The 20,959-nt window shown below is 61.2% G+C and carries 19 protein-coding genes; 3 read left to right on the forward strand and 16 right to left on the reverse strand.

The window, feature by feature from the left end; all coding sequences use genetic code 11:
- The first annotated feature begins 9 nt into the window (after positions 1–9).
- Complete coding sequence (locus ACODTZ_RS00980) at positions 10–1,902, forward strand: diguanylate cyclase (protein ID WP_489023107.1); 1,893 nt, start codon at positions 10–12, stop codon at positions 1,900–1,902.
- A 229-nt stretch (positions 1,903–2,131) separates the two neighbouring features.
- Here ACODTZ_RS00980 and ACODTZ_RS00985 read toward each other — a convergent pair whose 3' ends face one another.
- The 8 genes from ACODTZ_RS00985 to ACODTZ_RS01020 all read right to left on the reverse strand — a co-directional run bounded on the left by ACODTZ_RS00985 (position 2,132) and on the right by ACODTZ_RS01020 (position 8,382).
- Complete coding sequence (locus tag ACODTZ_RS00985) at positions 2,132–2,371, reverse strand: hypothetical protein (RefSeq protein ID WP_113177349.1); 240 nt, start codon at positions 2,369–2,371, stop codon at positions 2,132–2,134.
- Positions 2,372–2,429: 58 nt separating this feature from the next.
- Positions 2,430–2,777, reverse strand: a complete 348-nt coding sequence (locus tag ACODTZ_RS00990) for a CAP-Gly domain-containing protein (protein WP_112436629.1) — start codon at positions 2,775–2,777, stop codon at positions 2,430–2,432.
- Between the two features lie 16 nt (positions 2,778–2,793).
- Positions 2,794–3,117, reverse strand: a complete 324-nt coding sequence (locus tag ACODTZ_RS00995) for a helix-turn-helix domain-containing protein (protein WP_209235804.1) — start codon at positions 3,115–3,117, stop codon at positions 2,794–2,796.
- A 49-nt stretch (positions 3,118–3,166) separates the two neighbouring features.
- Complete coding sequence (locus ACODTZ_RS01000) at positions 3,167–4,153, reverse strand: Gfo/Idh/MocA family protein (RefSeq protein WP_489023109.1); 987 nt, start codon at positions 4,151–4,153, stop codon at positions 3,167–3,169.
- Between the two features lie 367 nt (positions 4,154–4,520).
- A complete protein-coding gene (locus ACODTZ_RS01005; protein WP_489023110.1) occupies positions 4,521–5,546 on the reverse strand; it encodes a hydroxyacid dehydrogenase in 1,026 nt (341 codons plus the stop codon).
- Positions 5,547–5,714: 168 nt separating this feature from the next.
- Positions 5,715–6,857: a M24 family metallopeptidase gene (locus tag ACODTZ_RS01010; protein WP_489023111.1), complete on the reverse strand. Its 1,143-nt coding sequence runs from the start codon at positions 6,855–6,857 to the stop codon at positions 5,715–5,717.
- 142 nt (positions 6,858–6,999) lie between these two features.
- Positions 7,000–7,647, reverse strand: coding sequence for a response regulator transcription factor (locus ACODTZ_RS01015; RefSeq protein ID WP_489023113.1), 648 nt, complete (start codon positions 7,645–7,647; stop codon positions 7,000–7,002).
- Between the two features lie 186 nt (positions 7,648–7,833).
- Positions 7,834–8,382 (reverse strand): cupin domain-containing protein, encoded by a 549-nt coding sequence (locus ACODTZ_RS01020; protein WP_489023115.1) that lies wholly within the window; start codon positions 8,380–8,382, stop codon positions 7,834–7,836.
- A 149-nt stretch (positions 8,383–8,531) separates the two neighbouring features.
- Here ACODTZ_RS01020 and aptA point away from each other — a divergent pair, with 149 nt between their 5' ends.
- Positions 8,532–9,866: an omega-aminotransferase AptA gene (gene aptA / locus ACODTZ_RS01025; protein WP_489023117.1), complete on the forward strand. Its 1,335-nt coding sequence runs from the start codon at positions 8,532–8,534 to the stop codon at positions 9,864–9,866.
- Positions 9,867–9,919: 53 nt separating this feature from the next.
- Here the strand turns inward: aptA and ACODTZ_RS01030 are convergent, their stop codons facing one another.
- The 8 genes from ACODTZ_RS01030 to ACODTZ_RS01065 all read right to left on the reverse strand — a co-directional run bounded on the left by ACODTZ_RS01030 (position 9,920) and on the right by ACODTZ_RS01065 (position 19,221).
- Positions 9,920–12,214, reverse strand: a complete 2,295-nt coding sequence (locus ACODTZ_RS01030) for an FdhF/YdeP family oxidoreductase (protein ID WP_489023119.1) — start codon at positions 12,212–12,214, stop codon at positions 9,920–9,922.
- Between the two features lie 287 nt (positions 12,215–12,501).
- Complete coding sequence (locus ACODTZ_RS01035) at positions 12,502–13,401, reverse strand: Hint domain-containing protein (protein WP_489023120.1); 900 nt, start codon at positions 13,399–13,401, stop codon at positions 12,502–12,504.
- Positions 13,402–13,722: 321 nt separating this feature from the next.
- Positions 13,723–14,904, reverse strand: a complete 1,182-nt coding sequence (locus ACODTZ_RS01040) for a DegT/DnrJ/EryC1/StrS family aminotransferase (protein WP_489023122.1) — start codon at positions 14,902–14,904, stop codon at positions 13,723–13,725.
- Complete coding sequence (locus ACODTZ_RS01045) at positions 14,901–15,875, reverse strand: NAD-dependent epimerase/dehydratase family protein (protein WP_112436620.1); 975 nt, start codon at positions 15,873–15,875, stop codon at positions 14,901–14,903. The genes ACODTZ_RS01040 and ACODTZ_RS01045 overlap by 4 nt, the downstream gene beginning before the upstream one ends.
- 2 nt (positions 15,876–15,877) lie before the next feature.
- Positions 15,878–16,588 carry a DapH/DapD/GlmU-related protein gene (locus ACODTZ_RS01050; protein WP_047504692.1) on the reverse strand — a complete coding sequence of 237 codons (711 nt, stop codon included), beginning with the start codon at positions 16,586–16,588 and terminating at the stop codon, positions 15,878–15,880.
- A complete protein-coding gene (locus ACODTZ_RS01055) occupies positions 16,578–17,684 on the reverse strand; it encodes a DegT/DnrJ/EryC1/StrS family aminotransferase (RefSeq protein WP_489023125.1) in 1,107 nt (368 codons plus the stop codon). The genes ACODTZ_RS01050 and ACODTZ_RS01055 overlap by 11 nt, the downstream gene beginning before the upstream one ends.
- Entirely contained in the window at positions 17,681–18,718 is a 1,038-nt protein-coding gene (locus ACODTZ_RS01060) for a Gfo/Idh/MocA family protein (protein ID WP_047504687.1), read from the reverse strand. The genes ACODTZ_RS01055 and ACODTZ_RS01060 overlap by 4 nt, the downstream gene beginning before the upstream one ends.
- Positions 18,715–19,221: an acyltransferase gene (locus tag ACODTZ_RS01065; protein WP_209235813.1), complete on the reverse strand. Its 507-nt coding sequence runs from the start codon at positions 19,219–19,221 to the stop codon at positions 18,715–18,717. The genes ACODTZ_RS01060 and ACODTZ_RS01065 overlap by 4 nt, the downstream gene beginning before the upstream one ends.
- A 303-nt stretch (positions 19,222–19,524) precedes the next feature.
- Between ACODTZ_RS01065 and ACODTZ_RS01070 the strand changes: the two genes are divergently transcribed.
- Positions 19,525–20,820, forward strand: coding sequence for a rhamnosyltransferase WsaF family glycosyltransferase (locus ACODTZ_RS01070; protein ID WP_489023128.1), 1,296 nt, complete (start codon positions 19,525–19,527; stop codon positions 20,818–20,820).
- Positions 20,821–20,959: the final 139 nt, after the last annotated feature.

A 20,959-nucleotide genomic window follows, 5' to 3' on the forward strand; every position in this document is an offset into this window, starting at 1 on the left:
CGACCATCGATGAACGCAACTTGGCAGATACTGCTCGGAAACCTCGCCATCACCGCGCTAGCAATATCGCTGTGGTCGCACGCCTATTATCATACGCGTGCCCTGTCCGAGCGCCGGCGCAACCAGGCGTTCGGCATCGCCATGGGTCTTGGTGCGATTTGTTCGATGATGCTGGCGGTGCCGCTGGATCAAGGCGTTTTCGTCGATCTCCGCTATACGCTGGTGGCGGTTTCGGCCCTGTTTGGTGGCCCCTTCTCCGTGCTCCTGACGATCGTGATCGCCTCGGTGTTTCGCCTTTCTGAGGGCGGAGCGGGTGCGGTCGACGGCGTGATCAGCATATGCGTCGTGGGCATGGTCGGGCTCTGCGGCTACCTGATCGTGAGAAGGCGCAAGGTCAGGCTGGCCGATGCGGCCGTGCTTGGTATCGCGGTATCGGCCACGCTGCTGGTGGTCATGTCGGTGCTGACATCGCAGGCCAATGCACGCGCCGTTGAGCTCGTCGGGTTCCCGATCACGGTTCTCAATTTCCTCAGCATCATGATCGCCGCCTTCGTTCTGATCCAGTTCGAAAGAATGGCGCATGACCGCGATATCCTGTCGGCGGCGCTGACACAGACGCCCGACTTTCATTACGTGAAGAACCGCGAAGGCAAGTTCGTCATCGTCAACAAGAACGTTGCCGAGCACCACCACTACCCGTCACCGGCGGCCATGGTCGGCGCGTCCGATTTCCAACTGGCGACGCAACGCCGCGCGGAGATGCTCTATGCCGAAGAGCAGGCCCTGATGGAGAGCGGGCAGTCGCAGTTGGACAAGATCGAGTATCTGAGCGAAGGCGGCCGCGATCGTTGCTATTCGACATCGAAAGTGCCGCTAAGGGATCGGACCGGCACTGTCATCGGGCTTGCGGGCGCGACGCGCGATGTGACTGAGGAACGGAAGATCGAGCAGGAACTGCGCGAGAGCAAGGATCTGCTGTCGCTCGCCATGGCCGGCATGTCGGATGGTTTCGCGATGTTCGATCGAACCGGCACGCTTGTGTTCAGCAACACGCAATATGCCGCGCTGTTTCCGCTTTCGGGTGAGGTGCGGGTGCCCGGAGCGAATATTCGCGAGATCCTGAAAAAGGTCGTTGAATCGAACGAGCGGCGGGACTTCCGGCAGGAGATCACCGATGAATGGTTATCGGAAGCCTCGGCCGCGCTGTTCTTCGACAAGGACGAGCAGCTCGAACTCTATGACGGACGTTGGCTGAGCCTTCGCACCCGCGTCGCCGACAATGGCATGGCGCTTGTTGCGGTCTCAGACATCACGACGATGAAGCAGGCCGAATTCGCGCTCAGGACAGTCGCCGAGCAGATGAAGAGCCTCGCAGAGACCGACGCACTGACCGGGCTGCTCAACCGCCGGGCCTTCGACCACGCGATGTCGGTTGCGGTCGAGCGAAGCCGCCTTGAACGAACGCCAATGGCGGTGCTGATGATCGATGTGGACCGCTTCAAGGCCTATAACGACACCTACGGCCATCCCGAGGGCGACGCGTGCCTGAAGGCAATCGCCGATTGCCTGCGCCGAACAATGAACCGTCCCCAGGACGTGCTGGCGCGGTTCGGCGGCGAGGAATTCGTGGTTCTATTGCCCGATACCGATGAGACCAAGGCGCTGGCCTTGGCGGAGCAATTCCGCAGCACCCTGCTTGCGCGGGCGATCGCTCACACCGGCAGCGAATATGGCGTGGTGACGGCCAGCATCGGCATTTCGGCCAAATCCAACTGGAAGCAGCAGATAAGCGCCGCCGAGCTTATTCTTGAGGCCGATCAGGGCCTTTACCAGGCCAAGCGCGACGGTCGCAATCAGGCTGTCGCCTGGAACCCGCCAAGGACGAGCAGAGCGGCGCGATAGCTATTGCGGCCGCCTCGCCGGCCTCCACTGCACACGTTTTCAGCCATTCCGCAAAGAAAAAGGCCGGGGCGAAACCGCACCGACCTTCCTCGACCCGTCTCGACAACGACTGCCAGTACCTCCGTGGTCAGCCGTCAGAGACGAATTATGTAAGTTGAGTGTAACGCAACTTCTGGGAAGTTCAAGCGCCATTTATGGGTTCGTTTTGCGCGAAGACTACCTATTTCGGTCAGCCTGAAACGATTGCGGAAAGCCGATCGAGGTCGACAAGCTTGACCTCAAGCGGAACCGGATCGGCCTGTGCGGCGCGAAACCACTCGGCTGCCTCACGCACCCGGTCGCCGTGCGGCTGTGGATAGGAGCCAAGCCGGATGACCCACTCCCGGACCGTTTCACGTTCCATGCGGCCCGCCAAATAGCGCGCATGAACGGTCTTTGCGGAGGCGATGAGATCGGAAACGCTGTTCAAGAATTGTCCTCAAATTGATGGTTAAGTCCGATGAGTCGCGCCGTTGCGCATCTCAAGCTCAGACCTCTTCCTTCTTCTTGACCTTCACCTTCGGCTCCACCGGCGCATCGGGTGTTGGCGCAAGCAGCTTGCGCAGAGATGAGATCTTGTCCTTGACCAGCGGGCGGAAGCGCGTGGCGCGAAATGGCATGTCGGCGGCTCCGTAGCCCTCCGGACCGTCATCGTTGCCGCGATGCAGTTCCTCAAGCTTCACGCCGAAGAAGGTACCGTCGATATAGTGCGTGTATTCGCCGACCCAGCGCAGCGTGTAGATTTCGCCCTTGCGAATGCCCTGGTCGATGCTGACATGCTTGAACGTGTCATCGATGCACACGACCTTCTGGCCGACATGAAAGTCGTAGCTCATTTCACCAACCTCAACTTCACCCGCCGGCACCGGGAGGTGCGTCGTTCTTCATGAATTCCGGATATTGAACAACTTCCGTCTCGACGGTGTCGAACGACTTGCCCGCCGATTGCGCCAGCCGCACGCCCGGCCCGCCTGATATCAATTCTCCGTCCGATTCGAAGATGATGCCTGAGGCTTCGAGCGCCTGCCTGACGGCGAGACGCGTGCTGTCAGCGCTTTCGGCCCCGCGCTCGATATGGTCGAGATCCGCTACGGAGATGCCGGCGGCGTCGGCCAATTCGGCTTGCTGGAGGCCGAGCATCGCGCGGGCGCCACGTATCTGTGCTGACGTTATCATGATGATTTTATATAACCGGATCGATCTCTTTCTCAAGCCGGCCCACCGCTTAGGCCTGGCAGCATCGCTCCCACTCCGTCAATAGCTGCATGATCTCGATCGAATCGGAAAGGCGCGGCGAGGGGCGCGGCGCCTGCTTCAGCCCCTTCCGCAGGCAGTCTTCCACGAGGCGAACCTGATGGCCGAAGGCGTCGTGGTCCGACGGGACGACGATGCGCTCTATCGGCAGGCCGTATTCCTCAATCTCCAGCAGATTGTCGCCGGCAACGGGCAGCCACGGATTGGTGAGGAAGCGGACCGAGGCGCGGTCGCCGCGCACCGTGAAATCGAACGCCATGCCGTAGCTGTCCGTCGATTGCAGCGTCGCCAAAACGCCCGAGCCGAAGCGGGCGGTGAGCGCCGCGTCACAGATGTTGCCGTCGTGGCTCGACCGGTTGCCATGTCCCGAGATCACGCGATCCGCGAAGGCGTCGGCGCCGAAGGCCGTCTGAATGACGTAGTGCATCAGCGAGGCCGGGTAGCAGCCGAGATTATAGAGCGTTCCGCCGCCCGCGGGATTGACGACCCGCCAGATATCCGCGGCATAGGCGCCCGAGATCGAGCGTATGGTGCCGAGACGGCCGGACCGGATGATATTGCCGAGCTCGGCGATCACGGGATGGCTGAGATACATCAGCCCTTCGAGAAAGAAGATATCGGCCTGCTCGACAGCGGCGGCAAGCGCATGCGCCTCTTCCATCGTCGTGGTCAGCGATTTCTCCGACAGCACCGGCTTGCCGCGCGCCGCCGCCTTGATGACGGCGTCGTGGTGCACGTTGTTGGGTAGACCAACGTAGATCACGTCGATATCGGGATCGTCGACGATCGCATCAATGTTCGAATGCCTGACCGAGATACCGTAGCGGCCGGCAAAGGCTGCGAGGCGCTCGGGATCGCGACCGAAGACCGCACCGATCACCGATCCGTCGCTGCCATTGATGGCCTCTGCCACCGTGTTTGAGATGAAGCTCGTTCCGAGAATTCCCCAGCGCAGCATTCCGTGTCGCCTTTCACCAGCATTTCCGCGTGACAGCTGGTTCTATAGCCGGATCGGTCGATCAGTACAGGGGCTTCGTGCTCCGACTGCCATCTTGAGAGCTCCGCGCCAAGCGCATGGCGCATGGCTGCCCTGCGCAAACTTGCCTACCGTTTAGGCGCGGGGGTGTGTATATACATATCCATCGAAGCGATGCATCCTCCTCCCGCAGAGCTTCGACCTTGCAAGTGCCTCACTCCTCCTCCCAGAGGGACTTGCGCGAACAGTAGCACTCCTCCTCCCAGCTGCTGTTCATTTGTTTTAAAAAGCCTGTCGCACCTCCTCCCGCGACAGGCTTTTTTATTTTCTGCTCTATCCCAAGACTATCTCAGGACACCGACACAGGCTTCGAGCGCAAGCGGCTCGCCGTTGCCGGATCAGCGCGCCGGCAAAGCTGCGGCGGCAGGCCTTTCATGATGAGTTCGGCATCGGCGACGGCCATCGTGCCGAGTTCGTAGAAGGCATCGCGCGTGCCGCCGGTACGGTGCGCCGAGAGCAGCAAGCCCGGCAACTCGCGCACGGGGTCGTCAGCCGCGGCGGGCTCTTCCGGAAAGACGTCGGTCGCGGCGATGATGTGGCCGGATTTCACCGCTTCCAGCATCGCGGGAAAATCGACCACCGCCGCGCGGCTCATCAGCAGAAAGGCGGCGCCCGGCTTCATCAGCTGAAACTCGCGACGGCCGATGAAGCCCTCGTTCTCGCTGGTCACGCTGGCGAAGACGAAAACCACCTGGCTCTCGCTCAATGTCTCGTCCAGGCTCGATGGCATGCAATCCAGCCGCTCGATGATCTCTTTGGGTAGCCATGGGTCGAACACGCGCACCATGTTCTTGAACGGGCGGATCAGATCACGCAACTGCCTGCCGAGATCGCCGAAGCCGATGATCCCGACCGGCGCGCCCGCGAAGCGGAAGACGCCGTCGTTGCCGGCCAGCCCATATTGTTCGGTTCCCGCACGGAAGTCGCGGTCGGCCCGGGTAATGCCGCGGGCAAGATCGAGCGCCATGCCGAGCGCTGCCTCAGCCACGGGCGATGCGAAGGCCGATGCCGGGGTGATCACCCAGATGCCGCGTTCCACGCAGGCTTGGTAGTCGATATTCGGCATGAAATTGGATTCGACGTTGACGATCGCCTTCAGCTTCGGCGCCCGGTCCAACCGCTCGCGCGGCATGTCCGTCTGCCCGAAGATCAGCACCGTCTCGGGAAGCAATGCGTCGACCTGCTCAGCCGGCATCTGCCGATCTTCGGAAATCACCAGCTCACCGAGATTTTCCAGCCGGCGGCGAACATCCGGCTTCATGATCAGATCGAGCGTTCGTGGCAAAGGGTCCACTAGAACAATATTGCGGCTCATCACGTCCTCCTCCATTCCCTGGGAGCAAGACTTATCAGCAAATGCCGCTTGGAACAGGGGGCTGCCGGCCGGTCATCGTAAAACGACGAGAGGCCGCTGTGCGGGCAGCGGCCTCTCGTTTCCATTCTGTCCGGCGCCCGACAGCTCAGTCAGGCGATGTCGTGCATCTCACGCAAACGGTTCGGTCGGGCTCTTGCCCGGCTGCGTGAACCATGCCGCGCCTGTCTCGGTCATGTGGATATGATCTTCGAGACGGATTCCGTAACGGCCGGGGAAAACGATCATCGGTTCGTTCGAGAAGCACATGCCAGTCTCAAGCGCCATCTGGTTGCCGCGCACGATATAGGGCTCCTCGTGGATTTCCAGGCCGAGACCGTGGCCGGCCCTGTGCGGCAGACCGGGCAGCGCGTAATCAGGCCCAAGGCCATGGCGAACCATAACCGCGCGGGCCGCGTCATCCAGGCTCGAGCAGGCGGCGCCGAGCTTGGCCGCGTCGAAAACGGCCTGCTGCGCCTCGCGCTCGATCGCCCAGGCGCGGGCAAAATCCGCATCCGGCTCGTCCAGAACATAGGTGCGCGTCAGATCGGAATGATAGCCGTCGATACGGCATCCGGTGTCGACCAGAATGACATCGCCGGCCGCATAGGTCTGCTCGCCGTCAGCGCCATGCGGCAGCGAGGTCGCTTCGCCGAAGGAGACGATGCAGAAGCTCGATCCGCCCGCAGCACCAAGCGCGCGGTGCTGTTCGTCGATATAGCGCACGACATCCGAAGCCAGGACGCCGGGCTTGATAAAGGCATGCGCGCGGCGGTGAACTTCCAGCGTCAGGTTCATCGCGTACTGGATGATGCCGATTTCGGCCACGGACTTGCGCAGGCGGATATCGCGGATCAGGCGGGCGCCATCGACAAGACGTTCCGCGCCGAGTGCTTTGGCAAGCGCGTGGTAGACGAACAGTGGCAAGGCGTCGTCGAGCGCAACGCGGGCCTTCGCCGTGAGCAGGCCGGCCACGGTCTCGGCGCTGTTTTCGTCTTCCTCCCAGGTCACGATCGCGCCGTCGAGTTTCGGCAGGCTGTCCACGCGGCTGCGCTCGAAGCCAGGCACGATGTAGAAGAGGTCCGCCTGAGTGATCAGCGCGCCGACCAGCCGCTCGCTCTGGTGCCAGACAAGGCCGGTGAAATAGCGCAGGCTCTCCGTCGAGCCGAGGAGCACGGCGTCCACGCCGGCGGCACCCATGCGGTTGCGCAGCGTCGAAAGCCGCTCGCGGCGTTCGGTTTCGGAAATCGGGGCGGGGCGGGCGGTGGCCGACATGGCTATTCCTCTTGATATCGATCTGCTGGCTTGCCGGCGCACCTGCACCGCCATGTCAGCAATCAAGTCGCGGCTTGATCGCGCGCAGCTAGTCCTGCTCCAGCCGTCAAGTCAACCGGAAGCGGGCTGTCGATGTCAGTTGTTACGGCTGGCGCGTGGCCAGAAGCTCGACCTTGCGCACGAGGTCGGCGACCGAGCGAACCTCCATCTTGCGCATGACGTTGCCGCGATGGAGCTTGACGGTGATCTCGCTGATCCCGAGATCATAGGCGATCTGCTTGTTCATCAGCCCCTTGCTGACCGCCATCATCACCTCGCGCTCGCGTGGGGTCAGCGTCTCGGCCAGGGTGACCACGGCATCGCCCTCGGCATTGTCGCGGCGTTGCACCGCGTCGCGCTCGATCGCCGTGGAGACGGCATCGAGCAGATCCTGATCGCGAAACGGCTTGACGAGAAAATCCACCGCGCCGGCCTTCATCGCCCGCACGCTCATTGGAATGTCGCCGAAACCGCTCATGAACACGATCGGGAGCTTGCTTCCCATGCGCTCCAGCTGCCCCTGGAAATCGAGGCCGCTTAGCCCCGGGAGACGAACGTCGAGCAAGATGCATCCGGGTCGCTTCAGATCCGCGCCGGCAAGAAGCGCTGCGGGGCTGTCGAAAGCGGACACATCGATCCGGACCGACTGAAAGAGATCGACAAGCGCCTCGCGCACGGAAATGTCGTCGTCGACGATCAGCACCATGGGGGATACAGGCTGCACCACGGTCGCTCGTCGCGTGTCACTCACGGTATGTCTCCAGAGCTGGGTCATTTCGCGGAGCCTCCCTCATCCTGTCGCTTAAAATGCGGGCGTGCTCGTCCCTGCACGTTGTGCCCGCATCTTTGCAGCGAAGCAACCATAGCCAGACATGAAGATCGGCCACACTATACTTAGGTTTGGGGGCTCGGGGCGTGGCCCTGGGGTGGCGCGCCCTCAGAATGTCGGTGGCGTGCAGGCGCTGATCACCTCGCATGGGACCGGTCCGACGCAGCGAAAGCGATGCGGGCGCCGGCTCTCGAAATAATAGGCGTCGCCGGGGCCCAGGATGCGGCGCTCGTCTTCGACAGTCACCTCCATGCGGCCCGAAAGCACGATGCCGCCTTCCTCGCCTTCATGAACCAGCATGACCTTGCCGGTGTCGGCGCCCGGCTGGTAGCATTCCTTGAGGATCTGCAGCTGTCGACCGAACAGGCTCTCGCCGATCTGCCGATAGGAAATCGGCCCCTTGCCGATCTCGACCAGCTCCTCGGCAGCGTAAAACGCCTTGCGCGATTTCTGCGGTTCGAAGGCGAAGAACTCGGCCAGGCCAATCGGGATTCCATCGAGAATGCGCTTCAAGGCGCCCACCGATGGGTTGGATGAATTGGATTCGATCAGCGAAATGGTGGAGTTGGTGACGCCCGCCCGCTTCGCCAGTTCGCGTTGCGAAAGATTATAAAGCGTGCGCAAATGGCGCAGGCGCTGGCCGATATCGACGGACATGGTGTTTCCAAGGTTTCGAGTGTTCGAAATATAACAACATTCGATTTGGGAAGCCATGATTTTCAAGGGGTTGAAAACAGCGAGAAAAGGGCTTGTTCGAGAATCTGAATTGGCCGATCACTTCATCATCACCATTCCGGAGAGACCTCATGGACCAGATCAGCAAAGCAAACAGCCCGTCGCTCGATAACTTCTGGATGCCGTTCACGGCCAACCGCCAGTTCAAGGCGGCCCCGCGTCTGCTCGCCTCGGCAGAAGGCATGTATTATACCGATGTCGACGGTAATAAGGTGCTGGATGGTACCGCCGGTCTTTGGTGCGTGAATGCCGGCCACGGCCGCAAGCGGATCGCCGAGGCGGTCGAGCGTCAGCTGATGACCATGGATTTCGCCCCCACCTTCCAGATGGGCCATCAGATTGCTTTCGATTTCGCCGAGCGCCTTGTCAAGATCGCCCCCGGTGGTCCGAGCGCGCAGCTTGATCGCGTATTCTTCACCGGTTCCGGTTCTGAATCCGTCGATACCGCGCTGAAGATTGCCATCGCCTATCAGCGCGCCATCGGGCAGGGCACCCGCACCCGCATCATCGGTCGTGAGAAGGGCTATCACGGCGTCGGCTTCGGCGGCATCTCCGTTGGCGGTCTCGTCAACAACCGCCGCGTCTTCCCGCAGATCCCGGCCGATCACATGCGCCATACGCTGGACGTCGAGCGCAATGCCTTCAGCAAGGGCCTCCCGGCCCATGGCATCGAGCTTGCCGAAGATCTGGAACGTCTGGTCGCGCTGCATGGCGCCGAAACCATCGCGGCTGTCATCGTCGAGCCGATGTCCGGCTCCGCCGGCGTTATCCTGCCGCCCAAGGGCTATCTCGACCGCCTGCGTGCGATCGCCGACAAATACGGCATCCTGCTGATCTTCGACGAAGTCATCACCGGCTTTGGCCGTCTCGGTACGCCATTCGCGACCGATTACTTCGGCGTCGTGCCCGATCTCGTCACCACGGCCAAGGGTCTGACCAACGGCGCGATCCCGATGGGCGCGGTGTTTGCAAGCCGCAAGGTCTATGACGCGATGATGACCGGCCCTGAGAATGCCATCGAGCTCTTCCATGGCTACACCTATTCCGGTCACCCGGTTGCCAGCGCCGCCGGCATCGCCACGCTTGAGGTCTACGAAGAAGAAGGCCTGCTGACGCGCGGCGCCGGTCTCACGGAAACCTGGCAGGAAGCGCTTCACTCGCTGAAGGGCCTGCCGAACGTCGTCGACATCCGCAACCTCGGCCTGGTCGGCGCCATCGAGCTCTCGTCGCGCGAGGGTGCGATCGGCGCCCGCGCCTATGACGTCTTCGTTGATTGCTTCAAGAAGGGGCTGCTAATCCGCGTCACCGGCGACACCATCGCGCTCTCGCCGCCGTTGATCATCGAAAAGGATCAGATCGAGACGATCGTCTCGATTATCGGCGACGCGCTGAAGCGCGCAGCCTGATCAATTCGTTTCGGGCCTCGTTTTGACGAGGCCCGAAACACACATCGTGACTGCTACGCGGTCGCGCCAATGACCGTCACCGGGACGCCCTTGTAGGCTGGTGTGCCCGAAGTACGGTCGTAGGCCGAGAGCGCGATCAGCGCGTTCATCTCAGGGTAATAGCCGGCGATCGATCCTTTCGGGATATTGTACTCGATCGCGGTCAGGCCGTGCGCGCTGCGCGACTTTCCGTCCGCCGACGGCAGGGAGACGACATTGATGATGTCGCCATCCGCCAATCCGCGTTTCGCCAGATCATCCTTGTTCATGAAAATGACGTCGCGGCGGCCGAAAACGCCGCGGTAGCGATCGTCCATGCCGTAGATCGTGGTGTTGTACTGGTCGTGGCTGCGCAGCGTTGTCAGCACGAGTGCGTCAGGGTTCTTCACCAGCGGGTCCTCATGCAGGCCACGGCCGATGAGGAAATTCGCCTTGCCGCTCTCCGTCTTCCAGCGACGCTCGGAGGCCGGCACGTCCAGCCGGAAGCCGCCGCGAACCCGCACACGCTTGTTGAAGTCGAAGAAATCGGGAAAGACGATTTCGATCTTGTCGCGGATCCTGTCGTAATCGGCGACCATGCCATCCCAATCGATGCCATAGCGATCCCCAAGCGTCGTTTTCGCAATGCCGGCGACGATGGCGGGTTCGGATTTCAGCATCTCGCTCGGCGGGTTCAGGAAGCCGCGCGACGCATGCACCATCGACATGGAATCCTCGACGGTCACCGATTGCGGACCCGTCGCCTGGGTGTCGAGATCGGTGCGGCCAAGACACGGAAGAATGATCGAGGTCTTGGCGATCAGCAGATGCGAGCGGTTGAGCTTGGTGGTGATGTGTACCGCGAGGTCCAGCTTGCGCATGGCTTCGAAGGTGACCTCGGTGTCGGACATGGCGACCGCCAGATTGCCGCCGAGGCAGATCAGCGCCTTCGAGGTGCCCTCCATGATCGCTTCGACGGATTCGATCGCGTTGTGTCCCTTCAGGTCGGTCGGGCGGAAGCCAAAGGCCCGCTCCATTCCGTCGATCAGCGCCTTGTTCGGGATCTCGGTGATGCCGACCGTCCGGTCGCCCTGAACGTTGGAATGACCGCGCAGCGGGCAGATGCCGGCGCCGGGGCGGCCGATATTGCCGCGCAGCATCAACAGATTGGCGAGTTGCTGCACATTACCCGTGCCGTTGCTGTGCTGGGTGATGCCCATGCCGTAGCAAAGGATGACGCTCTTGGCCTTCACGTAGACCTCGGCAGCACTCTTCAGCGCCTCCCGCGTCAAGCCGGATACGGTGACGATGCTGTCCCAGCTGGTGTAGTCGATATCCTCGCGCAGCGCCTCGAGGCCGGTCGTGTGCTCGGCGATGAAGGCGCGGTCGAGGACACCGGGGCCGCCGGCGGCGAGATCGGCATCATCGATCTCGAATACGCACTTCATCAAGCCCTTGAGTGCCGCGAGATCACCGCCGGTGCGGACCTGATGATAGGCCGAGGCAATCCGCGTCGACGACAGCGTCGCCATTTCGACGGGGTCCTGCGGCGAGGCGAATTTCTCGAGCGCGCGCTCCTTCAGCGGATTGAAGACGATGATCGGCACGCCGCGCCGCGACGCCTCATGCAGCGTCGCCATCATGCGCGGATGGTTGGTGCCCGGATTGTGGCCGAAGCTGAAGATCGCATCCGTGTGGTCGAAATCCTCAAGGAGAACCGTGCCCTTGCCGACGCCGATCGACTTCGGCAGGCCGACGCTGGTTGCCTCGTGGCACATGTTCGAGCAGTCGGGAAAATTGTTGGTGCCATAAGCGCGCACCAGTAGCTGATAGAGAAAAGCGGCCTCGTTGGACGCGCGCCCGGATGTATAAAACTCCGCGTGATGCGGGTCGTCCAGCCGGTTGAGCTCGGCGCCGATGCGCGCGAAGGCATCGTCCCATTCGATCACCTCGTAGCGATCGGTCTCGGCGTTGTAGATCATAGGATGCGTCAGGCGGCCTTCGTCCTCGAGCTCGTGGTCGGTCCATTCCCACAATTCAGACACCGTATGCTCTGCGAAAAAGCTCGGGTCGACACGCTTTGCGGTGGATTCCCATGTGATGGCCTTGGCGCCGTTTTCGCAGAACTCGAAGGACGAGGTGTGCTTGGGATCCGGCCACGCGCAACCGGGACAATCGAAGCCCTCGGGCTTGTTGGCCTTCAGGAGCGTTGCCGTTCCTTGAGCGACGACCTGTTGGTGGGCAAGCGTCTTGGCGACCGCGCGCAAGGCGCCCCATCCGCCGGCCGGTGCGTCGTATTTCTCAATTCCCTCGGGGCGCTTCTTCGCCATATTCCTGTTTCTCCACACTCGGTCCAGCCAGCATAACACCTGTCGATGCCGCACTGCACTATACCCAAGCATAGGATGTTGCCATAGCGCTATAAGCGGTGTCCGACGCCGCAAGATGCTCCTCGCTGATCGCTGAGGCATGAGAATGCCATACAAAAGCGGCCGGTACCTGTTGGTCCCAGCCGAGCGAGCGCCAAGCCGCTAATAATGTGTGATCACATAAAAACGGATTGGCGCAGGACCGCGCCAATCCGCAATGAAGAGCATGAGTTGTCAGCCGGCTGCTATCAGCCCACCAGTTCGCCAGCGCGGCTCGAAATGCGCCGCGAAACGGTCTTGAACGGATCACGCAGCGGAACGATAGGCGAAACGCTGAGCAACAGCAGAGCTTTCAGATGCTGCCGTCCGCTTTCTTCGCCGACCACAGGCGCGTAAGGCGCCATGCGGGGCCGGCGCTCGACCGGATAGAGCTTTTCGAGTTCGACAAAATTATCGAAGCTCTCGTAGTCGCTGCCGCGAAGCTGGAATGTCTCTACCGGCGTGCCATCGGCGATCACTACGTCATGGCTGTCGAGCAGCACGTTATAGTATTCGACCGTTTCCCTGCCATCCGGCAGGGCCAAGACAATCGAGCTGCCGTTGATCAGATCCTTGACGCGGACGAGAGCGCCATCGACATAAAGCGCGTGGCCGGCAGAGATGTAGAGATCCTGGCTCGGCATTCCGTCATCAAGCGCGCCCTTCGAGATGCGCACCGGCATGACGGTCGGGTGCCAGGACGCGACGCTCTTACGAAACGTTTGGCGGCCGATCCAGCGGATTGGCTTGGCTTCGCCCGAGATCGTTTCGACGAGATCGCCAAGGCGCAGATCCTCGATCGCGACTTCGCCCGATGGTGTTGCAATCAAGGTGCCGCGCAGCAGGCACTTCGCCCCGCCGTCACCACCACCCGAGTGTCCGCCGCCGGAATGGCCACCACCACCGCCGCCGCCGGAATAACCTCCACCGCCATGTCCGCCGCCGCGACCGCCGCCCCAATTACGTCCCATTGCTTTCGCGGGCGAAGAGGCGATTGCCATGGTCGCAACAGCGATTCCGGCAACTCTTGCGCTGGTAGCCGCCGCAACACCGAGAAAATGTCGGCGTGCGCGGTTAGAGGGTGTTTCTTCCGGGTCCATCGATGACATAATGCTCTCCGTCTTTTGGGTTACACCTATCTATTCCTGATTGCTGTTAACCATCGTACACCAACTTCATCCGCGATAAACTCAGCCGAATAGGTTCACAGCTACTCAAATAGCGGTAGGTAACATAGCGTGCGGAAAGTCGCGCGAATGTCCCGATATGGACAACCTATAAGAGATATTTTGCTGGCGGCCGTTCCTGCCGTTGGGCGCTCTTCTGCCTCGATTGATTGTGTTTCGGGATTCCTGCCACATCGGGAACGCCTTGAGCGTAAGGCATGGCGCTGCGCCGCTGCCTCGCCGTTCCCATGTCCAGGGTGGCGGTCAGCCGGCCTTGGCGATCGCGGGTGTGGAAGACGCCAGGCTGCCCGCGATGGCGTCCGCGACCTCGCCGAGTTCGGCGTCGGTCATCTGCACGAACAGCGGCAGAATGACCGTCCGGTTCTGGGCGTTGACGCTGTTCTGCAGATCGCCCGAGACCCGGTGCGAAGTCTCTGCCGCGTAGGCCGGCTCAAGATGGCTGTTCATGATTCCACGTCGCGTCGAAATGCCCTGATCGAGCAGCCCCTGCATGAACTCCTGCTGGTCAAGATGATCAGGCAGTGTCATGCAATAGCTCTGCCAGTTGCTCCGTGCCCAATCCGGCTCGAAGGGAGCGCGCATACCGTCCAGCTTTTCGAGCGCCTGCGTGTAGCCGGCCGCCAACGCACGCCGCTTGGCGACGATGTCAGGCAGCCGTTTCAGCTGCTCTCGGCCGACCGCGGCCTGCATGTCCGTCATCCGGTAGTTGAAACCGACTTCCGGGTAGCTTTCGTAGATAACCTGTTTGGAACCATGGCGCACGCTGTCGGTGACGCTCATGCTGTGCTGGCGCCAGAGGCGGAACTTGCGGTCATACTCCGGGTTCGCGGTCGTCAGCATGCCGCCGTCGCCCGTGGTCACCACCTTGCGCGGGTGGAAGGAGAAGCAGGCGATATCGCCATGCGGCTTGCCGATCTTCTCCCAGCGCCCCTTCCACAGGATCTCGCTGCCCGTTGCGCAGGCAGCGTCCTCGATAACGGGGATCGAATGCCGCTCCGCGATCGCGACGATGCGGCTCAAATCGCACGGCATGCCGAGTTGGTGCACGCAGATGATCGCCTTCGTGCGCGGCGTGATCGCCGCCTCGATCAGCTCGGGGTCGATATTGAACCCATCGGTCTCGATGTCGACGAAAACAGGCGTCGCGTTGCAATAGCGGATCGCATTCGCGGTCGCGATAAAGGAATGGCTGACGGTGATGACCTCGTCGCCGGCTTCGACGCCGACGGCAAGGAGTGCCAGGTGCAGCGCCGTCGTGCAGTTGGAGACCGCGCAGGCATGCGAGGCGCCGACGAAATCTGCGAACTCGCGTTCGAAGGCGGCGACCTCAGGGCCCTGCGTGACCCAGCCCGACAGGATGACGCGGCGAACCGCCTCGACTTCCTGTCCGTCGAGAACAGGTTTTGCGACAGGAATTTGACTCATGCCGCTTCTCCGGTGCTCAGCATCTTCTCATGCCGCCACCAGGCGACGAGATCGCGCAGGCCTTCTTCCATGCTGATTTCGGATTTGAAGCCGAGCATGCTCTCGGCCTTCACCGTCGAAGCAAGGCGACGGGGAACGGCATTGACCTTGCGCGCCGGCCCGTACTGCACGTCCATCGACGCGCCCATGACCTTCATCAGCAGTTCCGCGAGATCGCGCAGGCTGGTTTCTTCGCCGCTCGCCACATTGAACACTTCGTCGGTCACATCAGATTTCGCAGCAAGCAGGTTCACCCGTGCGATATCGTGGACATGCACGAAGTCCATGGTGGACAGGCCATCACCATGAATGATGGGCGGCAGGCCATTGGCGATGCGCTCCATCCAGCGGATCAGCACCTCGGTATAGACGCCATGCACATCCATGCGCGGCCCGTAAACGTTGAAGTAGCGAAGCGCGACGTAGCGCAGCCCGTACATCTCGGCGAAACTTCTGAGCAGCCCCTCGTTGAAGGCCTTGGCGGCACCGTAGATCGTGCGGTTGTTATAGGGGTGGTGATCCTCGGTGGTCGGGAAGCTCTCGGCAAGGCCGAGCACGGAGGCGGACGATGCCGCGACAACCTTGGAAACCTTTGCCTCCACGGCCGCCTCGAGCACATCGAAGGTGCCGCCGGCCAGAACATCGAAGGCCAGACGCGGCTCTTCGGCGCATTGCGTGATGCGGATGGCCGCCTGATGGAACACGGTGTCGATACCGGCGAATGTTTCCTTCAGCAGCTTGCGGTCGCGGATATCGCCCTCGATGATCGTGACGGGTGCTGCCTTGATCGCCTCGGCCAGATTTTCCCGGCGGCCACGCCCGAAGTTGTCGATGATGACGATCTCGCGGGGCTCTTCCAGCGCAACGAGGTCCGCGATATGCGAGCCAATGAGGCCCGCGCCGCCGGTGATCAGAATTCGCTGGTTCTTCATGACTACTCCACGCTTTTTACAGTTGAGGGATCGGAGTCTTCGCGCCACCGGATGAATTTCGCCGGCACGCCAGCAACGACCGAGAACGGCTCCACATCCGCCACGACCACCGCGCCGGCGCCTACAATCGCGCCCTTGCCGACGGTAACGCCCGGCAGGATGGTGGCGTTGGTGCCGATATCGGCCCAGGCGCCGATGCGCACCGGCTTGATTTCAAGATCGGTGCGGATGATCGGCACATCGACCGGAAGTGCCGTATGGCTGGAGCCAAGAACCTTGGCGCCCGGCCCCCAGCCGACGCATTCCTCAAGAATGAGATTGCGGGCGTCGAAATAGGCCTGCGGGCCGATCCACGTATTGTCGCCGATCTTGCAAGTTCCATCGAAACGGCCCTGGATATAGGCCTGGGCGCCGATAAAGACACCGTTGCCGATTTCGAAGGTTTCCGGATGCTTGAATCCGACGCCGCTGCCGACCTGCAGGCCCGAGCCGCAGGAGCGCGTGAAGCTGTTCCAGATCACCTTGCGCATGAACGCGTCGACGAAGCCATCACCATTGGCGAAGCGCGCGTAGAGTTCCACGAGCCCCGCCAGCCCATAGGTCTGGCGCAGTTCTTTGGCAAGCTCGCTCTGATAGAGCGGATCAGTAGCGTTTTCCTTCAGGCCGTGTACCGATTGGACAAGCCTGACGAGGGGGGCTGGGTCAGCTGACATAGGCGTCCTGCTCCACCGCGGCAACGACCTCTTCGACCTGGCGCATCGTCAGCTCCGGATAGATCGGCAGCGAAAGCACTTCGCGCGCCGCCGCCTCCGAAACCGGGAAATCGCCGACCTGATAGCCGAGATCGGCATGCGCTTCCTGTAGGTGAACCGGCACGGGATAGTGCAAACCTGTATGGATACCTTCGTCGCGCAACGCCTGCTGCAGGTGATCGCGATCAGGGGTGCGCACCGCGTAGACGTGATAGACATGGCGGCGGTCGCTTGCGGCAACCGGCGCTTGGACGCTTCTCGATCCGGCGAGCAGCGCCGAATATCGCGCGGCGCGCGTGCGGCGGGCTTCGGTCCAGTCTTCGAGATGCCTAAGCTTGATCCTGAGGATCGCGCCCTGAATCTCGTCCATACGGTAGTTGTAGCCCTTCATCACGTGGTGATAGCGCTTCTCCTGGCCCCAATCGCGCAGCATGCGCATCGCCTTGGCCTGCTCGTCGTCATTGGTGACGATGATGCCGCCTTCGCCGCAGGCGCCGAGGTTCTTGCCCGGATAGAAGCTGAAGCTGCCGGAAAGGCCGATGCTGCCGGCGCGTCTGCCCTTGTATTCTGCGCCATGCGCCTGGCATGCATCCTCGATGACGGGCAGGCCGTATTTGTCGGCGATCGCCTGAATGGCGTCCATATCGGCCATCTGGCCGTAGAGATGAACCGGAACGATCGCCTTCGTCTTCCGGGTGATCGCCGCTTCCAGCTTCGCAGGGTCCATGGTGAGCGTTACAGGCTCCACATCGACGAAAACCGGCCGGGCGCCCGTGTAGCAGATGGCCGCCGTCGTCGCGACGAAGGTCAGGGATACCGTGACGACCTCGTCCTCAGGCCCGACGCCGGCTGCGAGCAGAGACAGGTGCAGGGCGCTGGTGCCGGTGTTGACGGCGATCGCGTGCTTCGTGTCGCAATAGCGGGCGAATTCCTCTTCGAAGCGCGCGACTTCCTCGCCGAGCACATAGTGGCCGGAGGCAAGCACGCGGAGAACCGCGGCATCGACATCGTCCTTGATCGACGCGTATTGAGCCTTCAGGTCGAGCAACGGGATCATGCTATCAGCCTTGCCTGTTCGAGTTCGATCACACGGCCGCGCTGGGCGAGCGATTGCGTCGCGGCTTCGAGGATGCGCACCACGCGCAGGCCGGCGTGGCCATCGGCGAGCGGCTGCGTGTTGTTGGCGACGCAGTCGACGAACTGCTTCAGTTCGCGGCCGAGGGCTTCCGTCATGTCGAGCTGCGGTGCATACATGTCGCCGGTGCGGTAGCCGACGCGCATCTCGTACACCTTGTCGCCGTTCTGCTCGGCATTGCCGTTCAGCGTGATGCCCTTGTCGTAGACCTTGATCTTTTCGCTGGGCTCGAGATCGTCATAGACGATCATCTTGTTGCTGCCGCCGATCAGCGTGCGGCGAACCTTCACCGGCGCCAGCCAGTTTACGTGAATATGGGCGATCAGCTTACTTTCGAAAAACAGCGTCAGATACGCGATATTCTCGGGCTCGCCGGCCACATGTCCCATGCCGGTGGCCGACACCGCGACCGGCTTTTCCGGCAGCACATAGTCCATGATCGAGAGGTCGTGAACCGCCAGATCCCAGACAACGCTCACGTCGTGCTGGAAGAGGCCGAGATTGACGCGCACGGAGTCGTAATAATAGACGTCGCCGAGACCGGTCTCGATAATCTCCCGCATCTTGCGCACGGCGCCGGTGTGGATGAAGGTGTGATCGACCGCGAGGATCAGACCCCGGCGGTTGGCTTCTTCCACCATGCGCCGCGCCTCTTCCGAGGTCGAAGCCATCGGCTTTTCAACGAACACATGTTTGCCGGCCATCATAGCCTGCATGGCGAGCTTGTAATGGGCGAACACGGGTGTGGCGATCGCGATCGCGTCGACGCGGGGATCGCGCAGGACCTCGTCGAAATCATCGGTGATCTGGACGGTCGGATAGCGCATCTGCACGGCGCCCAACCGGTCCTTTTTAAGATCGCAGACCCACAAGAGCTGTGCGCCTGGCGTTTCCGCGAAATTTCGGACCAGATTGGGTCCCCAATAGCCATAACCGACGACGGCAATACCGATCATCGTGCCCTCCCAGATGACAGAATTTCGACTGGAGCGTCCTTGGCGCGGCCAATGACCCGCGCGGGAACGCCTGCTGCAATTGCGTATGCCGGAACATCCTTGGTCACGACCGCGCCGGCGCCGATCTGCGCGCCTTCGCCGATCGTGATGCCGGCGACGATGGTCGCGTTGCTGCCGATCGAGGCGTAACGTTTCACAAGCGTGGGGACGACCGCCCAATCGGCGTCCGACTGAAGGGAACCATCGAGATTGACAGCCCTCGGCTGAAGATCATTGGTGAACATGACGCCATGGCCGATGAACACCCCATCCTCGATCGTCACGCCCTCGCAAACGAAAGAGTGGCTGGAGATCTTGCAGTTTTCACCGATGACGGCGTTTTTCTGGATCTCGACGAAGGTGCCGACACGGGTACCGGTGCCAATCGAGCAGCCATAGAGATTTACAAGATCCGGGTGATGAATGACGACGTCGTCACCCAGCTTTACACTCGAAGCAATCATGCTCTGATGTCCTCACTCCACTCAATACAACGCCGGCTTTAACTCACGACAAACAGCGCGGGCCGATGACTTTCGTTACTCAAGAGAAAGCTTTTCACCGGGAGAGTAAAGGAATCAAAATGCGGTATACGGCTAATCGAAAGGCGTATTTATTTTAGAAATATTGCCTCGTCATACTGAGTTGCGAAAGTAATTTCGGCAGCTATATTTGCGAACAATATGGCGCCTCTGCAAATACGGTTGCCGTGTTTCGCGATGAATGGGCAGCCATGCGCAGCGCCCGCATACGAGAGGGTGGAGCTTTTGCTGACGAAAATTCTGGTAGGGGCAAACAGCAGGTCCAATGGCCTGTCGACGCGCACGGTTGCAACGTTGAAAGGCATTGGCCTCCAGCTTGATCGCCGAGGACGGCAAATCGGTCACATCATGTTGCGCGACGGCTGGAGCACCTTGGCCATGCGCGCGAGATCAAAGCTGTCCGACTGGATAAAGCCTAAAGGCTTTACCTGGCATGTCTTCCCCGAGGATGTGTTGAACGCTGACTTCACCCGACCGGCGACATTCGCCGTTCCGGCGGTTGAAGATGGCGCGCCGATCACAATCAATTGGATCGTCGGGCCCGCCGGGCCTGGGTCGGGCGGTCATACGACAATATTTCGCATGGTGAACTATCTTCAACGCATAGGGTATGACAATCGCGTCTATTTCTACGATCCCTATGGTGGGGACCAGAAATACTATGAAAGTATTGCGCGTTCGAGTTACGGCGTTACGTGCGAGATTGACAAGTTTGGCCCTGATGTAAAAGACGCGCATGCCGTCGTGGCGACCCATTGGCCGTCTGCATATGCCATGTTCAACATGAAGACAGCCGGAAAGCGCTTCTATTTCGTCCAGGATTACGAGCCCTCATTCTATCCCGTGGGGACCAATAGCGTGCTTGCGGAAAGCACCTATCGGATGGGCTTTCACGGGATTACGGCGGGTCGCTGGCTAACCGAGAAGCTGGCTGACGACTTTGGCATGGCTTCGGACTGGTTTCCCTTTGGCTGCGACACCAGTCGCTACCGCTTCAACCCATCTTCGAAGCGGAACGGAGTGGCTTTTTACGCGCGCGCCGGTACGCCGCGTCGCGCTGTCGAACTGGGCCTGCTCGCGCTCGAACTCTTCGCCAGACGTTGCCCCAATATTGAGCTTCACCTCTTCGGTGAGGATCTTGGCGTACTCCCCTTCAAGTACACCAATCACGGGCTCGTCTCTCCTGACAAACTCGGCGATATCTATAACAGTTGCTTCGCGGGCCTGACGTTGTCGCTTACAAACGTTTCGCTTGTTCCGCACGAAATGCTCGCCTGCGGGTGCATTCCCGTTGTCAATGATGCCGATCACAACCGGATCGTACTCGATAACGCCCATGTTCGCTATGCGCCGCTTTCGCCGCATGCTCTTGCGGATGCATTGCATGCGGTCGTGACGATGCCGGATTTCGGGTCAGCGTCGCGGCAGGCGGCGGAGAGCGTTCATTCGACGTCCTGGGATGTGGCAGGCGAGGCCGTAGACGAGGCATTTCGTCGAGCACTTAATGTCGAGACGCGGTGATCTTGAAGATCGGCATACGGCACCATTGAGCCTGTGATGATGGATTGGGCAATCCGCCCAATCCCATGTTTTGCAATTGTGCCGGCGCTGTTGTTGCTGGTCGATGCCGAGAATTCGACCATGATACGGTAGAAGTACA

Source organism: Rhizobium sp. FG113 (assembly GCF_057809895.1).

Bases quoted from the DNA above. Each gene is read 5' to 3' on its own strand.
- ACODTZ_RS00980 (WP_489023107.1), top strand. From the start codon at position 10: ATGAACGCAACTTGGCAGATACTGCTCGGAAACCTCGCCATCACCGCG.
- ACODTZ_RS00990 (WP_112436629.1), bottom strand. From the start codon at position 2,777: ATGAGCTACGACTTTCATGTCGGCCAGAAGGTCGTGTGCATCGATGAC.
- ACODTZ_RS00995 (WP_209235804.1), bottom strand. From the start codon at position 3,117: ATGATAACGTCAGCACAGATACGTGGCGCCCGCGCGATGCTCGGCCTC.
- ACODTZ_RS01000 (WP_489023109.1), bottom strand. From the start codon at position 4,153: ATGCTGCGCTGGGGAATTCTCGGAACGAGCTTCATCTCAAACACGGTG.
- ACODTZ_RS01005 (WP_489023110.1), bottom strand. From the start codon at position 5,546: ATGAGCCGCAATATTGTTCTAGTGGACCCTTTGCCACGAACGCTCGAT.
- ACODTZ_RS01010 (WP_489023111.1), bottom strand. From the start codon at position 6,857: ATGTCGGCCACCGCCCGCCCCGCCCCGATTTCCGAAACCGAACGCCGC.
- ACODTZ_RS01020 (WP_489023115.1), bottom strand. From the start codon at position 8,382: ATGTCCGTCGATATCGGCCAGCGCCTGCGCCATTTGCGCACGCTTTAT.
- aptA (WP_489023117.1), top strand. From the start codon at position 8,532: ATGGACCAGATCAGCAAAGCAAACAGCCCGTCGCTCGATAACTTCTGG.
- ACODTZ_RS01030 (WP_489023119.1), bottom strand. From the start codon at position 12,214: ATGGCGAAGAAGCGCCCCGAGGGAATTGAGAAATACGACGCACCGGCC.
- ACODTZ_RS01035 (WP_489023120.1), bottom strand. From the start codon at position 13,401: ATGTCATCGATGGACCCGGAAGAAACACCCTCTAACCGCGCACGCCGA.
- ACODTZ_RS01040 (WP_489023122.1), bottom strand. From the start codon at position 14,904: ATGAGTCAAATTCCTGTCGCAAAACCTGTTCTCGACGGACAGGAAGTC.
- ACODTZ_RS01045 (WP_112436620.1), bottom strand. From the start codon at position 15,875: ATGAAGAACCAGCGAATTCTGATCACCGGCGGCGCGGGCCTCATTGGC.
- ACODTZ_RS01050 (WP_047504692.1), bottom strand. From the start codon at position 16,588: ATGTCAGCTGACCCAGCCCCCCTCGTCAGGCTTGTCCAATCGGTACAC.
- ACODTZ_RS01055 (WP_489023125.1), bottom strand. From the start codon at position 17,684: ATGATCCCGTTGCTCGACCTGAAGGCTCAATACGCGTCGATCAAGGAC.
- ACODTZ_RS01060 (WP_047504687.1), bottom strand. From the start codon at position 18,718: ATGATCGGTATTGCCGTCGTCGGTTATGGCTATTGGGGACCCAATCTG.
- ACODTZ_RS01065 (WP_209235813.1), bottom strand. From the start codon at position 19,221: ATGATTGCTTCGAGTGTAAAGCTGGGTGACGACGTCGTCATTCATCAC.